At 54.2% G+C, this 15,998-nt stretch carries 14 protein-coding genes; 8 read left to right on the top strand and 6 right to left on the bottom strand.

Going from position 1 to position 15,998, the window contains the following annotated elements; genetic code table 11:
* Positions 1-14: 14 nt before the first annotated feature.
* Positions 15-809: a response regulator gene (locus E0E37_RS11815; protein ID WP_130864457.1), complete on the bottom strand. Its 795-nt coding sequence runs from the start codon at positions 807-809 to the stop codon at positions 15-17.
* Positions 810-811: 2 nt separating this feature from the next.
* A complete protein-coding gene (locus tag E0E37_RS11810) occupies positions 812-2,095 on the bottom strand; it encodes a sensor histidine kinase (RefSeq protein WP_130864456.1) in 1,284 nt (427 codons plus the stop codon).
* A gap of 295 nt (positions 2,096-2,390) precedes the next feature.
* Between E0E37_RS11810 and E0E37_RS11805 the strand changes: the two genes are divergently transcribed.
* From E0E37_RS11805 to E0E37_RS11770, 6 genes are all read left to right on the top strand, one after another.
* Entirely contained in the window at positions 2,391-3,572 is a 1,182-nt protein-coding gene (locus tag E0E37_RS11805) for an AI-2E family transporter (protein WP_130863237.1), read from the top strand.
* A 384-nt stretch (positions 3,573-3,956) separates the two neighbouring features.
* A complete protein-coding gene (locus tag E0E37_RS11800; protein WP_130863236.1) occupies positions 3,957-4,433 on the top strand; it encodes an NADH-quinone oxidoreductase subunit NuoE family protein in 477 nt (158 codons plus the stop codon).
* Position 4,434: 1 nt separating this feature from the next.
* Positions 4,435-6,318 (top strand): NADH-quinone oxidoreductase subunit NuoF, encoded by a 1,884-nt coding sequence (locus tag E0E37_RS11795; RefSeq protein WP_130863235.1) that lies wholly within the window; start codon positions 4,435-4,437, stop codon positions 6,316-6,318.
* Positions 6,319-6,322: 4 nt separating this feature from the next.
* Entirely contained in the window at positions 6,323-8,050 is a 1,728-nt protein-coding gene (locus E0E37_RS11790) for a [FeFe] hydrogenase, group A (protein WP_130863234.1), read from the top strand.
* Positions 8,051-9,297: 1,247 nt separating this feature from the next.
* A complete protein-coding gene (locus E0E37_RS11775; RefSeq protein WP_130863231.1) occupies positions 9,298-9,810 on the top strand; it encodes a GNAT family N-acetyltransferase in 513 nt (170 codons plus the stop codon).
* A gap of 21 nt (positions 9,811-9,831) precedes the next feature.
* Positions 9,832-10,239, top strand: a complete 408-nt coding sequence (locus tag E0E37_RS11770; RefSeq protein WP_130863230.1) for a VOC family protein — start codon at positions 9,832-9,834, stop codon at positions 10,237-10,239.
* Positions 10,240-10,523: 284 nt separating this feature from the next.
* On the opposite strand, the gene E0E37_RS11765 is transcribed toward E0E37_RS11770, so the two are convergent.
* From E0E37_RS11765 to E0E37_RS11755, 3 genes are all read right to left on the bottom strand, one after another.
* Positions 10,524-11,765: an NRAMP family divalent metal transporter gene (locus tag E0E37_RS11765; protein ID WP_130863229.1), complete on the bottom strand. Its 1,242-nt coding sequence runs from the start codon at positions 11,763-11,765 to the stop codon at positions 10,524-10,526.
* 15 nt (positions 11,766-11,780) lie between these two features.
* Positions 11,781-13,061 carry an aminotransferase class V-fold PLP-dependent enzyme gene (locus tag E0E37_RS11760; RefSeq protein WP_130863228.1) on the bottom strand — a complete coding sequence of 427 codons (1,281 nt, stop codon included), beginning with the start codon at positions 13,059-13,061 and terminating at the stop codon, positions 11,781-11,783.
* Between the two features lie 70 nt (positions 13,062-13,131).
* Positions 13,132-13,800 carry a cyclase family protein gene (locus E0E37_RS11755; protein WP_130863227.1) on the bottom strand — a complete coding sequence of 223 codons (669 nt, stop codon included), beginning with the start codon at positions 13,798-13,800 and terminating at the stop codon, positions 13,132-13,134.
* Between the two features lie 271 nt (positions 13,801-14,071).
* Here E0E37_RS11755 and E0E37_RS11750 point away from each other — a divergent pair, with 271 nt between their 5' ends.
* Both E0E37_RS11750 and E0E37_RS11745 read left to right on the top strand, forming a co-directional pair.
* On the top strand, positions 14,072-14,818 hold the full coding sequence (locus tag E0E37_RS11750) for an IclR family transcriptional regulator (protein ID WP_165445334.1): 747 nt from the start codon (positions 14,072-14,074) through the stop codon (positions 14,816-14,818).
* A gap of 123 nt (positions 14,819-14,941) precedes the next feature.
* The gene (locus tag E0E37_RS11745; RefSeq protein ID WP_130863225.1) at positions 14,942-15,637 is read left to right on the top strand and encodes a response regulator transcription factor; all 696 of its coding nucleotides are present in this window, start codon (positions 14,942-14,944) and stop codon (positions 15,635-15,637) included.
* 115 nt (positions 15,638-15,752) lie between these two features.
* Here the strand turns inward: E0E37_RS11745 and E0E37_RS18735 are convergent.
* Positions 15,753-15,998, bottom strand: a 246-nt coding sequence (locus E0E37_RS18735; protein ID WP_207302963.1) for a hypothetical protein, incomplete at its 5' end; no start/stop codon positions are given.

Raw genomic sequence — 15,998 nt, 5'->3', positions numbered from 1 at the left:
GAGCAGGATGGGCTTCAGCGCCGATCCAGATAGCCGACGACGAATTCCGCCCAGCTGTACTGGGCCATATATTCGCCCATATAGGCGTTTACCATCCGCACGTCCCCGTGAATGAAGTCATAATAGTCGCAGGAAAAGGCGTCCGGCATCACGGCCAGACGGCCGCGTCTCTTAAGCAGTACTCCGTGAACATCCGCAGCCGCCAGCGTATCGGTGAGATCCTTGACCAACTGCCGCAGATGGCTCTGCAGCGCAGGGGAATTGGGTTTGTCCTCCCAAAGCACGGCGGCCAGTTCACGCACGGTGCACACCGCACCGCGGCGATTCACAAGATACGCCAACAGTTCCTTCGTTTTGCTGCGGGAAAAGTTCAGCGGCCGGCCGCGGAAAAACACTTCAAAATTGCCGAAGCACTGCACCCGCAGACGCCCGTCGTCCTGACGCTTTACCGGGCGCCGCAGGTCGTCCAGCTCCCGACGGACATTTTCCGGCGCCGCGGGTTTTAAAATATAACCTGACGCGTGCATGTGGAAGGCTTCCCCCATGTACTCCGGATATCCTGTGGCGAACACGATATTCACGCCGCCGTGGATATCTTTGAGACGCTTGGCCAGTTCCAGCCCAGTCATGTCGAACATCTCCACATCCAAAAAGGCCACGTCCGGATAAAAGGATCCCCGGCGCACCTCTTCCAGCGCGGTCCACGGATCGGTAAAAGGGAACAGCGAACAGTCAGGCTCAGTCTCAAGGATCGCCCGGCACAGCACGTCAAGAGCGATGGGCTCATCATCTACGGCCATTATCGTCATGCTCACGTTTTCGTCATCTCCTTTGGAATATATATCTCCGCGCTGGTTCCTTCGCCCGGCGCGCTCCGTATGGTCAGAGCGCCGCCGCACTGGCCGTTCAGCCGCATGCGCACATTTTCGATCCCCGTGTGGCGCCGGCCGTCATCGCACTTCTTCTGCGGATCGAAACCGACCCCGTCGTCGGTCACCGTGATCCTCCATCCCCCGCCCCCGTCCTCGGTGCGGATCCTCACGGTCCCGCCCTTTCTGCTTTTTGTCAGACCGTGACGCACGGCATTTTCCACAATGGGCTGCAGGGTCAGCGTGGGAATCATAAAATCCGTCGCCTGCAGATCCCATTCCGCCTTTACCCGCTCGCCGAAGCGCAGCTGTTCCAGCTCCAGATACGTTTGACAATGCTTCAGTTCCTGGGAAAAGGGGATCAGCTCCTGAGCGGCCAGCGAATTCATATTGCCCCGGAGAAACGCTGAAAAGCTGTCCACCGCTTTTTCAGCACGGCACGGATCGGTGACGCACAGCCCTTTGATCGCCGACAGCACATTATAAAGGAAGTGCGGCTGTATCTGGCTGAGCATGACCGAAATACGCATCTGGGTCAGCTCCAGCTCGCGCTCCCTCGTGCGCCGGGACTGCTCCACCTGAATAAATAAAAAGATCACTAAAATGGAAATGGTGGTGGATAAATTGAGCAGGGCTACGCCGTATACAAAGATCTGAACGCACATGGCCAGTATGGGCAGCAGGATATAGGACCACAGCGCAGCCGCCTCCCGATGATCCACCGCACTGCGGTATCGGATCAGAAGCCCGGCGTTTATGCACATGCCAAAGATCCCGCCTACCTGGGAAAGCCAGAACCATTCCTGCCGGCAGTAGACATTCTGATCGTCGATCATATAAAAGAAGTGTTTGAATTGGGACAGGATCACCAGGACGAGGGAGATCACACACATGATGCAGATCAGCCGGAGCGGAACTGTGGAAACGCGGGCACGCCGGCCGAGATACACGGTGAGGTAATGGGTAAAAAAGGCCAGCAGCACATAGCCCAGAGCAAACACACAGAAATTCGATATCCGCACGCCCCACCAGCTGACCGGATCCAGCCGTCCCTTGAACAGCCAGGCGGCCGCGTCGCACAGTAAAATGACTGCGTTGCACGCCAGCAGTCTCAAAAAAAGACGATCGAGCACGGCCCGCGGCCGTTGGCCCACGACGAGACACACGGCCACCACAAGAGACAGCACACAGCCCCATATTTCAAGAGAAACATTGATATAACCCATCGCGCTCAAGCCGCGTTCCTCCTCTCAGCCGCAGTGCGTCCCAGCTGCGGGCGGTGGCTGCGCCCGCAACCGCCGGACCGCCGTCAGCAATGACGGCCGGGTCCGCCGGCTCCTTTGTCTTTGTCGCACGAAAAAAATTGCTAACTTTCTGCTTATTGATTATAATAATACTATCTTTTTCGGGGAATGTGCAACACGCATTTTCAGCGGCGCCGCAGCTTTGTCCCGGCCGCCGCCGGACCGCGCCGCACAGATCCGTGTAAACCGGTGCAGCAGAAAGGGGATCCGCCTCCAAATGAGAAAACTGAAAGAACTTCTGGACGATGAAAAATACATAAAGACAAGCCTGTTCGTCATCATCACCGCGGTAATGCTTTACGCGGTCTATCTGATTCTGGCCAATCTGGGCGCCGTGCTGGGAACCGCCGGCGGCATCATCGGCGGGCTGGCCGCCACCCTGTCTCCCCTGTGGATCGGTCTGATCCTCGCCTACCTCCTCAGTCCGCTGGTGGATATCGTAAACCGCCGGGTTATGAAGCGGCTCATCAACGTGGAGCACGCCGACCCTCTGAAGCAGGCGAAGCGGGAAAAGCAGGTCCGGACCCTCTCCATTCTGCTGACCTTTCTGCTGATCCTTGCAGTCCTGGGGCTGGTGATCTACGCCTTCTTCGTGCTGATCATGGGCCAGCTGGTCTTCACCAGCATGGACCGCATGGTAGGCAGCATCGTCATGTATTTTAAAGAATACGAGCAGATGCTCAGCGATATTATCAGACAGCTGCCCAACAGCGGTCTTGAGCTCAAGCTGCAGGAGATCATTCAGACGGTCACGGGCTGGCTCAGCGACAACTTCAACGCCGGCGCCGTCATCGACCGGGTAGCGGGCTTCGGCGGCAGCGTGCTGAACGTGGTGCTGGGCGTGGTGGTCTGCATCTACGTCCTCATCGACCGGGATTTTTTCCTGGGGCTCTGGCGAAAGACTCTGCACCTGCTGCTGCCCATGGAAAAAAACGCCCGTCTGTCGGAAAACCTCCACGACGTGAACATCGTGATCGCCAAGTTTCTCCGGGGCCAGCTGCTGGACGGACTCATCGTCGCCGTCCTCTCCTCTGTGGGCCTGACGCTGATCAATCTTGACTTCGCCGTCTTCATCGGCTGCTTCGCCGGAATATGCAACATCATCCCCTACTTCGGCCCCATCATGGGCATGGTGCCAGCGGCCGTCGTCGGGCTGCTGGCGGGCAATCCCATGCAGGCCGTGCTTGCGGTGGTGGTCCTCTTCGTGATCCAGCAGGCGGACAGCACGCTGATCGCCCCCAGGATCGTAGGCGACAGCATCGGACTCCACCCGGTGTTCGTCCTGCTTGCAGTGACCGTAGGCGGGGCTTATTTCGGCATCGTGGGCATGCTTCTGGCGGTGCCCATCGCAGCCATTCTCAAGCTCTTTATCGTGCGCAGGATCAGCTCCATAGAATAGATCGGGCATGGTCCCGTTCTGTAATCCCTGCGGTCGAAACGAAAAAAAACCGCAGTCTGTGGCGCATTTGCAGCAGGATATATGTCAGAAGAAAAATCTCTTTTTTGATTATATCTCCAAAATTATTCATTATAATACCATGTTTTCGAGCTGAAAATGTGGTATTATTTGTTTTTTGTCTTTTATTTCACATTTTCCTTTGACAAGAGTTTTACCTATATATATACTTATCCTATACTAGTGTAACGTGCAGTTGATCTTCAGCAATTGGACGTTACAAAACCCGGGGATCCCCGGGCAGTGAAAACAGCATACACTCATCTTTCGCCGCACAGATCGATATGATCCGCGGCTGTCACATCTCAAAAGAAAGGACAAAGAAACATGCCTAAAAAGGACGCCTATCCCGAGGTAGATCAGATTCTCCAGTCATACGGTTCCGATCAATCCTCCGTCATCTCGATCTTACAGGATGTTCAGAAGTACTATCGCTACCTGCCCGCCGACGTGCTGACCTATGTGGCGGAGAAGCTCGGCCTGAGCGAAGCGAAGATCTACAGCGTGGCCACCTTCTACGACAATTTCTCGCTGGAGCCCAAGGGCAAATACCTCATCAAAGTCTGCGACGGCACTGCCTGTCACGTCAGAAAATCCGGTCCGATCCTGGCGACCCTGAGAAAAGAGCTGGGTCTCAGCGATCAGAAGCACACCACGGATGACATGGAATTCACGGTGGACATCGTATCATGTCTGGGCGCCTGCGGTCTGGCTCCCGTTCTCACCGTAAACGATAAGGTCTATCCGGCCATGACGCCGGAAAAGACCACCGCCCTCTTAAACGAGCTGAAAGGAGACAAGTAATATGAAAATGTCATCCCTTGCCGCGTTTCAGAAACGACAGATGGAATGCGCCAAAACGCTGAAGCTGGAGCACAAGAAGATCCTGGTCTGCGGAGGGACCGGCTGCGTAGCCGGCGGCTCCCTGGATATCTTCGCCGCCTTTCAGGAGCGCATCAAGGCGGGCGGTTACACCTTCGTGGACGTGGAGCTGGAAAAAGAGGAAGAACCCCATGTGGCCGTCAAGAAGAGCGGCTGCCACGGTTTCTGCGAGATGGGACCCCTGGTCCGCATCGAGCCCTACGGCATCCTGTATGTAAAAGTAAAACCGGAGGACGTGGATGAGATCTTTGAGACCACCATCATCAAAGGCAAACCGGTAAAACGTCTTCTCTATCAATTCGAAGGCAAATCGCACACCACGGAAAAAGACATTCCTTTCTATAAAAAACAGCGCCGGGAAGTCCTCGAACACTGCGGACTCATCGACGCGGAATCCATTGCAGAGTACATAGGGATCGGCGGCTACAGCGCTTTCACAAAAGCGCTCTTCCAGATGTCTTCCGACGAAGTCATCAACGAGGTGGTCCTCTCTAAGCTGCGCGGCAGAGGAGGCGGCGGCTTCCCCACCGGAAAGAAGTGGCAGCAGGTGGCCGGCCAGGCTGAAAAAGAACGCTATGTGGTCTGCAACGGCGACGAAGGCGACCCGGGCGCTTTCATGGACAGAAGCGTCATGGAAGGCGACCCTCACCGCATGCTGGAGGGCATGCTGATCGCCGCTGTGGCGGTCCGCGCCCAGAACGGCTTCATCTACGTCCGGGCGGAGTACCCGCTGGCCGTCACAAGGCTGAAAAACGCCATCAAGCAGGCCGAGGAATGGGGACTGCTGGGAGATAATATCCTGGGCTCCGATTTCAGCTTCAAGATCCACATCAATCAGGGGGCCGGCGCTTTCGTCTGCGGAGAAGGCAGCGCTCTGACGGCTTCCATCGAGGGAGACCGGGGAATGCCCCGGGTCAAGCCTCCCAGAACTGTAGAGCAGGGGCTGTTCAGCAAGCCCACTATCCTGAATAATGTGGAGACCTTCGCCAATCTGCCGAAGATCATCCAGAACGGCGCGGACTGGTTCCGTTCCATGGGCACGCCGGGCAGCCCGGGAACCAAAGCCTTCGCCCTCACCGGAAACGTAAACAACACGGGTCTCATCGAGGTCCCCATGGGCACCAACCTGAAGGAGATCATCTACGATATCGGCGGCGGCATCAAAGACGGGAAGAAGTTCAAGGCCGTTCAGATCGGCGGTCCCTCCGGCGGATGTCTCTGTCTGGATCACGAACACCTGGACCTGCCCCTGGACTTTGACTCCCTGAAAGCGGCCGGCGCCATGATCGGCTCCGGCGGTCTGGTGGTCATGGACGAAGACACCTGCATGGTCGAGGTCGCCCGTTTCTTCATGAGCTTTACCCAGAGAGAATCCTGCGGCAAATGCGTTCCCTGCCGCGAAGGCACCCTGCGCATGCTGAAGATCCTGGAAAAGATCACTCAGGGCAAGGGAACTCTTGAAGATCTGGATATGCTGCAGGAACTGGCGGAGACCATCACCGACACCGCCCTCTGCGGTCTGGGAAAGACGGCTTCCCTGCCTGTCGTCAGCACGCTGAAATATTTCAGGGACGAATACCTGGCCCACGTGGTGGACAAAAAATGTCCCACCAAGGTCTGCAAAGCCCTCACCGCCCTGGTCATCGATCCGGAAAAGTGCAAGGGCTGCACCAAGTGCGCGAGAAACTGCCCCGTGGGCGCGATATCGGGCACAGTCAAAGAGCCCCACGTGATCGACCAGGCCAAGTGCATCAAGTGTGGAGCCTGCAGAGACGCCTGCAGCTTCAACGCCATAGGGGAGGAATAGTACAATGCAAATAGCGACGAACAACAACGCAAAATACATGTGGATCGACGGCCTGAAAGTAAAGCTGGAAGGCGAGAAGAACATTCTGGACGTCATCCGCAAAACGGGAATCAATCTTCCCACCTTCTGTTACCACTCTTCCCTCTCCACATATGGCGCCTGCCGTATGTGCGTGGTGGAGGATGAGAGAGGCAGCGTTATGGCCGCCTGCTCCACGCTGCCCAGAGACGGAATGTCCATCAGAACAAACACGAAAAAGCTCCTGAAGCACAGGAGAATGATCATGGAACTGCTGCTTGCGAACCACTGCAGAGACTGCACTACCTGCGCGGAAAACAAGGACTGCGAACTGCGGGCCCTGGCCTCCCGTCTGGGGATCACCAGCGTGCGCTTCGACGACTGCCGTCCCGTGCGTCCGGTGGACGCCTCCAGCCCCTCCATCATCCGCGACCCCGGCAAATGTATCCTCTGCGGCGACTGCGTTCGGGTCTGCGCCGAAGTGCAGGGCATGGGCGTTCTCGACTTCGCCCACCGCGGAGCCGATATCGTGGTGACGCCGGCCTTCCACAAGCCCATCAGCGAAACGAACTGTGTTTCCTGCGGTCAGTGTTCCGCCGTATGTCCCACCGCAGCTCTGACCATCAAAGACGAGACGCAGCTGGTTTGGGACGCCCTCATGGACCCTGACAAGCGCGTGGTCTGCCAGATGGCCCCCGCTGTCCGCGTGGCTCTGGGCGAGGAATTCGGACTGGAAGCCGGTTCCCTGGTCACAGGCCGGACCTTTGCGGCCCTGAACCGCATGGGTTTCGACTTCGTGTACGACACCAGCCTCTCCGCCGACCTGACCGTCGTGGAAGAAGCCAATGAATTCACCAAGAGACTGGAGGACGGCGGTCCCTTCCCCATGTTCACCTCCTGCTGCCCCGCCTGGGTCAAATTCGTGGAAGAAAAGCATCCGGATCTGCTGGACAATATCTCCACCTGCAAATCGCCCATGCAGATGCTGGGAGCGGTCTCAAGAAAATATTGGGAAAAGCCGAAGTTCAAAGATAAGGAGACCATTATGGTAGCCGTCATGCCCTGCACCGCCAAGAAAGCTGAGGCGGCCAGGGCCGAGTTCATCCACAACGGCAAACGCGACGTGGATATCGTCATCACCACTCAGGAACTGGCGTGCATGATCAAGGAAGCGGGTATCGACCTGCCCAACCTGCCGCCGGAATCCCCCGACATGCCCTTCGGTCTGGCCTCAGGGTCCGGACTGCTCTTCGGCGTAACGGGCGGCGTAACGGAAGCCGTTATCAGAAAATGCGTGGGTGAAAAGACATCCGAAGCGCTCCAGTCCATCTCCTACTGCGGCGTCCGCGGCCTGGAGGGCATCAAGGAAGCCGTGGTCGAGCTGGGAGACAAAGAACTGCGCATCGCCGTGGTCCACGGTCTGGCCAACGCCGACGCTCTGATCAAACAGATGAAGGCCGGTCAGATCTATTACGATTTCGTGGAAGTCATGGCCTGCCCCGGCGGCTGCATCGTGGGCGCCGGACAGCCTGTCATGAAAAACATGGAGATCAGAGAAAAGCGTGCGGAAAGCATCTACGACGCCGACGGCATCGCCCAGCTGAAATATTCCGATGAAAATCCACAGGTGTCCGCCATCTACGAGGATATTCGTCCCAAGGACATCCACCACCTGCTCCACGTGGAATACCCGCAGAAGGAGCGCGACGCGTAACGGCCGTCAGGCAAAAAACGCGGTGCTGACCCGGCCTGATCCATCAGGTCGGACATCGGCCGGCATTGACCGGGCATCGGCCGGACCAGCTTTTCTGCTGTAACCCAAAAATAATATTTCGCCGCTGCGGCTGAACGACTTTCGGCTCGCTGCGGCCCGCGCTGTAATACGCAAATTCAATGCCAACTTAAAAACGCAGTGTCGCCCCGCCTTTCAGGCTGGTTGACACTGCGTTTGTTTTTCCTTAAACTGTAAATGGTGCTGTCAGAGACACGGCAGGCGGTTAGCCGCACACTCGTTATTGCCGCAGGAGGGTTTCATCCCAATCGCGCTTTAAAGGAGGTGAGGCTTATGAGTACATATGAAGAATTCATGGTCATCCTCGGCGTTGCCGGACTGATCCTTGCAATCCTGAATTGGAATCATAAAAAATAACCGCTCAACCCTAGCACGGTGCGGTTATTTTTTAACCAACCACGGCTAACCGTCTACCGGCAGCACTTTTGTAACTTCATTATACCCCAAATACGCTCTGTGTCAAAGTGTTTTTATCCTTTTCGTCGCCGGCCGGCTCCACGTAGAATACCCGCAGATGTGAGATCAACTGCGGATACGGAGTCGGGCTCCGCAAGGAGGCCGCAGCCTGACACTGGCCGAACCGGATTTCATACTGTAACCCAAAAATAATATTTCGCCGCTGCGGCTGAACGACTTTCAGCTCGCTGCGGCCCGCGCTGTAATACGCAAGTTCAATGCCAACTTAAAAACGCAGTGTCGCCCCGCCTTTCAGGCTGGTTGACACTGCGTTTATTTTTCCTTAAACTGTAAATGGTGCTGCCAGAGACACGGCAGGCGGTCAGCCGCACACTCGTTATCGCCGCAGGAGGGTTTCATCCCAATCGCGCTTTAAAGGAGGTGAGGCTTATGAGTACATATGAAGAATTCATGGTCATCCTCGGCGTTGCCGGACTGATCCTTGCAATCCTGAATTGGAATCATAAAAAATAACCGCTCACTCTTGCCAGTTGCGGTTATTTTTTGACCACATGCGGCTAGCCGTCTACCGGCAGCACTCTTGTATCTTTATTATACCCCAAATACGCTCTGTGTCAAAGTGTTTTTATCGTTTTCGTCGCCGTCCGGCTCCGCCCGCAGTGGTCACTCTGCCTTCAGGACAGGTTGACGCTGCGTTTATTTTTCTTTAGAATGTAGGGTATAACGTTAAATCGACACAGGAGATGAATAGAATGAAAATCCGGTATATTACGCCTGCCGATGACAGAGGATCAATCAGCAAGGTATATGAAGAAAGTTGGAAATATGCATATAAAGGCATGATACCGCAGGATTATCTCGACTCGATTCAAGAAGGACGTTGGATAACAAATCTGGAGAATTCAGATTGGAGCACGCTGGTTTGTATTGAGGATGAAAAGATCGTGGGAACGAGTAGTTTCTCCAGATCCCGCTTTCAGCAGTTTCCCGGGTGGGGAGAGATAATTTCCATATACTTACTGACGGACTATATGGGAAAAGGTCTTGGCAAGGCTCTTTTGGACTCCGTTATTGTTGAAATGAGGAAAATGGGTCATGAAAATCTTTTTCTGTGGGTTCTTGAAGAAAACTTAAAAGCCAGACACTTTTATGAAAAAGCTGGATTTTTAATGACTGATGATTATTTAGATGATAACATCGGTGGAAAAGAGCTGCGTGAGATCTGTTATATTTATCGGACAGTCGATCAGAATGCAGAAAAGTAATGTTGACATGGAGGGATCAAAATGAAATTAGGTGCAATCGTATTAGATAGTGATAATATCGAAGAATTGTCTGATTTTTACGCAAGAATGTTGGGATGGACAAAAAACAGCCAGGTCCAGGATGGAGAAAAGTGGATCACCGTAGCAAAAGAGGATTACAGTGAAACGCCTTTAGTATTTCAGGAAAACCCCGAATATAAATGCCCCAAATGGCCATCAAGCAAAGAAGAACAGCAGCAAATGATACATTTGGATTTTTACGTCAGCATGGATGAGTATGAAAGTACGATCGAACACGCAGTTAAGTGCGGAGCAAAAATGATGGAAAACCAATTCTCTGACAATTGGAAAGTTATGACAGATACTTCAGGTCATCCTTTTTGTATTATTCCAATACCAAAAAATATATTTGAACAGCGATATGGTTAGATCAGCAGCACGAATTCCTGTCTGCTGGATGATAGAAGAGAGTATGGACCGGGATCAAGCAGCGCCTTATCAGTATAAGGCGCTGCTGCTTTATTTGCAATACCTCTAAAAGAAGCGCAAAACCTCATAGGATCGGGGGTTGCGGCTCCACCTTTTCCCCCAGGTTCCGCCTGCTTTTTCTTCGGTTCACGTATATGCCGCCGAAGGCGGCCAGGACCTGTTGAAACAGAGTTCCGATCATGACCGGAAACACTGTCTCCGCGGGAAAGAACTGTACGGCGACTCTATACAAAAAAGATTTTATAAAATGTATTGACTGACATGAGCAGAGTGATAATCAGCACCGCCGCTCCGAACAGGTTCATGGGAAGCCGGTTCGCGTGCCTGCCGAACACCTCTTTCTTGTTAATGATTGCCATCAGCACGATGATAATGATGGGCAGAAAAATACCATTGCAGGACTGCGCCATAATGATCAGATTGGTAGGCGCTCCTCCAAAGATCGCCAGCACGCAGCCCAGCGCCAGTTCGATCCCTAAAATGATACGAAATTTTTTATCCCCCAGATCCGTGGACCAGCCCATGAGCCCCGTGATCACATAGGCTGCGCCCATGGGACAGGTCACCGCCGACGAGATGCCCGCGGAGAGAATACCTGTGGCGAAGATAACCTTTGCGAAAGATCCGGCCAACGGCTCCAACCCCTGCGCCAGATCAGCCACAGCTGTCACGCTGACGCCGCGAAGCGCCAAACTGGCCCCTACTGTAATGATAGAGATGGAAATTAACGCCGTAAAAAAGCCATTTATACCGATATCCAGCTTATTGTCTTCCAAAAGAATATCCACTGCCCGCTCATCCTTCGCCTTCTCCTTCGCCACCAGCGCACAGGAGGCAGTATACAGGAAGATATTCGTGGTCGCCAGTGTCGTCCCGATCAACCCCATGGCTACGATCTGTCCGCCCGCCGGGACCCTTGGAATCACCATGCCGGAAAGCACCTCTCCGACGTCAGGCTGCACGATAACAGCTGTGACAGTGAAGATCACCGCCATGAGGATAATCAGTGCTGTCAGGAAATTCTGCACATATTTCATGCTACCGGAAAAGAGGAAGATCGCCGCCACGACACAGATACCTATACAGGTCGCCGCCCTGTGATCTCCGAGAAAAATACCGGCTCCAGTGGCCGCTCCAACGATGTTGCCCGCCTCATAGGCGATGTTTCCCACGCCCACCGTCAGCATCAGACTGACAGCCACAGGCCACTTGATCCACGAGTTGGCAAAGATGGTCCGGATGTTTTCCGACAGCCCCTGCCGCGTCACCACCGCGATCCTTGAAGTGATGGACTGCACCGCCACGGCGGCGACCACCGCGAACAGGATCGCCCACCCCAAAACCTGACCGTACTGGTAGCCAGCCAGCCCGCAGGCTGTTACGGATCCAGGACCGATGACTGCCGCAGCTATAACGGCCGCCGGTCCCATATTCTTGAGTCTGTCCCTGAGTGATCGTTTTTCCATCGGAGTTCCTCCTCTTTATGCAAGCTTCTGAGTAATCTGAAGGAATCGATCTATTTCTTCCACTGTATGACAGTGCAGCGGCGACACGCGAATAGCCCCTTCCATTCCGAAAGAATGCAGCATACGCACGGAGAAATGACTGGAAGCCACCCGTTCAAAGACGATGACCCCTTCCTTCTCATACTCCTCCACCGCTTTAATATAATCCAGTCCGTCGATCCCTATGGCCAGGATAAAATCTCGCGTGCTCAGATCCTCATAATCCAGATAGACAGAGACGCCGGGCATGTGCCTGAGCCCCGGCACCGCTCCGCCGCCCTCAAGCATGCGGTAAAGCAAGGCTCTTTCGTGCAGGTTGATCTGCTTCATGCCCTCCTCATAGAGCGCTCTGCGGTCTGCAGCGCCGATAAACTTTTCACCGATCCAACAGACATAATCCGCCACTGCGGAGACGGAAGCGAAATGTCCCGCTGCCGGACTGCCCAGCTCCCAGTCGCCGGCGGGTTTTGCCAGCAGCTGATTGTGAGAGAGCTTCGCCGCCCGCGGAGACAGAATCGCAAATCCCATACCCCTTACGCCGAAAAACTTGTACGGCGCAAAATTGACGGCGTCCACCGGCGTCCTGCTCAGATCGATAGCCGCGTGAGGCGTATGCTGCACCGCGTCGCAGATGATGAACAGATCCGGCTTGATTCGCCTGCATTCCCGCACCACGGCCTCCATATCGATCACTGCGCCGGAGATGTTGGACCCATAGATCACACTGATGAAGCTGGTGTCCTGATCCACGAGCCGTACGATCTCCTCCACGTCCACGCCGCCTGTCACTCGGTTGGTCTGCGCCACCCGCAGTTCCTTTCCGGTCCGTTCAGCAAAATATTTGGCGGAATCGAAGGCCGACGGATGCTCCAGCGCAGTGGTAACCACATTGGTCCCCGGCACGCCCTCGGCGATGGCCCGCGTCATTTCAAACATCATCATGGACGCGGTCAGGTTCGTAGCCACGCTGCTCTCCTCCGGCGCGTTGAACATCATCTTGATGTCCTCTGTTCCTTTGCGCTGCACCTCCTGAAGCCACAGCGCCTGTTTCTGGCGATGTTCCGGGCAGTCCGGTATGCTGTCCGCCTTCTGAAACGCCTCTGACGCTGCTTTTAAGCGGAAGGAACCTCCCGCATTGTCGAAAAACAGCCGATCACAGCCAAAGATGGGATCCTGCTCCACGTCGCAGAACTTTTCCCGGATCTCCTTCAGCAGTTCTGTCTCAAATAAACTTCCCTGATTATTGCCTGTTACCATTTTCTCTCTCCTTCATTATGTCATACCATAGCGGGCACTACAACATTCCATTATCTGTTATTCAGACGTATCATTCCTCCACCGCTGCCACGATTCTGGTAGGACAACCGTCCATCCCCTTCACCAGCAGAGGCAATGCGATGAGATCGAATTCGACTCCGGGAATTTCGTCCAGATTGGTCACGTACTCGGAGATGAATATTCCTTTGCTCAGGAATGCGTAATGGATGGGGTTTGGCTGACCGGCCACCAGCTTTTCCGTGGGATCGTCAGGGGAGGGCATATCCATGAGAATGTAGATGATCCCTCTGTCCACCAGCCATTGAGCCGCCTCCGGAGTAAAGCAGGGATACTCCCGGAAAAAGCTCTGGGTCAGCCACGTTTTGTACCATCCTGTGTTGATCACAATGCGGTCGCCCTTACCAATCTCCACGCCGCAGCCTTCCAGATCTTCCACTGTGATCTTTCCATAAGGACCTTTGGGAATCCGCAGCATCTTTGCCGGACCGATCAGCGTCGTCAGCGGGATCTCATCTACCCGCGGCCCCGAGTTGGGTACCATGTGAGGCGGCGTGTCGATATGAGTGCCCGTATGGGTTCCGAAGCTCAGCTTATAGCTCTCCCTTCCCTCCAGACAGTGCCGTCCCATCTGTGTGATCTCCACGATGGGATGCCAGGGAGCGGGGGGCGTGATCATTCCCTCGTGAATAGGGTGCGACAAGTTGATAAATGCAGTCATAATGATTCTCCTTTCGTTCTTCAATTACGAATTGATATTCTTTATAACCGAATAATAAAAGAAAGGTTCAAACTTTTCAATCTCTTTTTACTAATTAGTCAGGAAAAACTGTTTTTTGTTCGGCAATATCGAATACTTTACAGATCGACAAAGGATGTGGTATACTTATCCCATCATTTCGTTCGGAAATACCGAATGCAAATCAGCCAATCTAGTCTTTTTGACTATTTTTCAGGAGGTGACTTTTATTACCACAAAAAAAGCCCGGGTGTTGAGCGTTGAAAAGGCGTTCTCCATTCTTAAGCTGTTTCAAAATAACGAGGCTCTCAGCCTGAACGAAATTTCAGAATTGATGGCGCTGCCCAAGACCACCGCTTTCGGACTGATCGCCACCATTGAAAGCCAGTGCTTTCTGGAGCAGGACCCGGTCAGCGGCAAATACCGGCTGGGACCGGCCGTCATCGAGCTGGCCAGCTCCATGCACAGCAGCATGAATCTGAAGCAAGAGGCAGTGGTCGCCCTTCGAAAGCTCTCAGAAAAGTATAAAAAAAATACCCATATCACTATGCTGAGCGGTATGGATATTCTATATGTGGAAAGTGTGATTCCCTATGGGATCATGATGGCCTCCACTGTGATCGGAGCCAAAGCTCCAGCTAACTGTACTTCATCAGGAAAAGCCTTTCTGGCCGCCCTCTCAGAGAAGGAGTTGGAGCAGCTTCTGAGCCTGTCCCCGCTCCGCGGCCTGACGCCCAACAGCATAACCGATCAGAGCGTCCTAAAGCGGGAGCTTCATAAAATACGTCACCAGGGCTATGCTGTGGATGATGAAGAAAGTCTTCTTGGCATCCGGGGTGTGGGCATGGTGGTGGTCAATCAGATGAAAAAACCGATCTTCGGCATCAGCATGGCAGGTCTCACCTCCTATATGCGCGCCGCTGATATGGGACAGTACATTGAGGAACTGCGGGCCATCGCCGATCATTTATCCGCCCGGGCGGCAGGCAGACTGCCGTAATCCTTACTGACCTGCGGCATTTAACGTCCTGCTCCGCCACTGCGTTTCACCCTCTGCAGCGTTGAAGCAGCAGAGACTAAGATCATAATAAATTCAACATTTGCGCGGGAGGAATCGAATTTGATGAAACACAGCATCCTTCTTGTGGAGGATGAAAAAGACATTCTGGACTATAATAAAAAGTGTCTGGAACGGGAGGGCTACCGGGTCTTAACCGCCCGGACCCTCCGTCAGGCCAGAGATCTCCTTAAAACCACATTCCCCGACCTGGTGGTCCTGGACATCATGCTGCCCGACGGATCTGGCCTGGAACTGTGCCGTGAGCTGGCCGCCTCAGCCAGGATCCCGATCCTTTTTCTCACCAGCCTGAATGAATCGCAACAGATCGTAAAGAGTCTGCGGGCCGGCGGAGACGACTATATTACAAAACCTTATAATATAGACGTACTTCTGGCGCGCATCGAGGCCCAGCTTCGCCGCATGGAGCAGTTTAAAGCATCGGACATGCAGACTGTCAGCCCGAAACTCAGGCTGGACTCCAATAATCAGAGAGCTTATTGGGACGGCGAGGATCTCCTGTTAAATCCAAAAGAATACCGTCTCTTCCTGACTCTGCTGCACAGCAAGAACCGCTTTCTCTCTGCGGAGGAGCTTTATTCCCGCGTCTGGGGCATGAATACGAGCGCAGATATCCGCACGGTGGAAGTCCATATCAGCAGACTTCGGGCAAAACTTAAGCTGGGACGCGATCTGTCTCCCATGACGATCGAATATATACGCGGACGCGGTTATCGGATATTGATCACTTCAAAAGAATGATTTTCTCCGGCGTCGATCGGTGCACATTCTGGATAAACGAGGTACATATGATGAAACGGAACTCCCCCGCCGGTCTGGCGGCGCTGATCTGCCTGCTTCTTCTTCCCATATCCGCTTATGGCGGTATGAGCTCTGCCGACGCCGCTCCCGCAAGCATGACCACGTCAACAATCGAAACTGCGCCGGCAGGCGCCGCCGCGCTACCAAACGCGACCACGCCGGCAGGCGCTGTGTCGCCGACAAACGTGGATAAAAGGAAGGACCTGAGCAGAGGGATAATCAGCACCCCCCCCCCCGAAAGGTGCATGGGGAACCGGGTCGCGTGCCCGCCGGAAACCCCTTTTTTTTTAATGATTGTCCT

Source organism: Bacilliculturomica massiliensis, from assembly GCF_900605495.1.
GTDB lineage: Bacteria > Bacillota > Clostridia > Peptostreptococcales > Anaerovoracaceae > Bacilliculturomica > Bacilliculturomica massiliensis.
The sequence above is the reverse complement of the archived record's forward strand: the minus strand, read 5'-3'. Positions and strand labels throughout refer to the sequence as shown.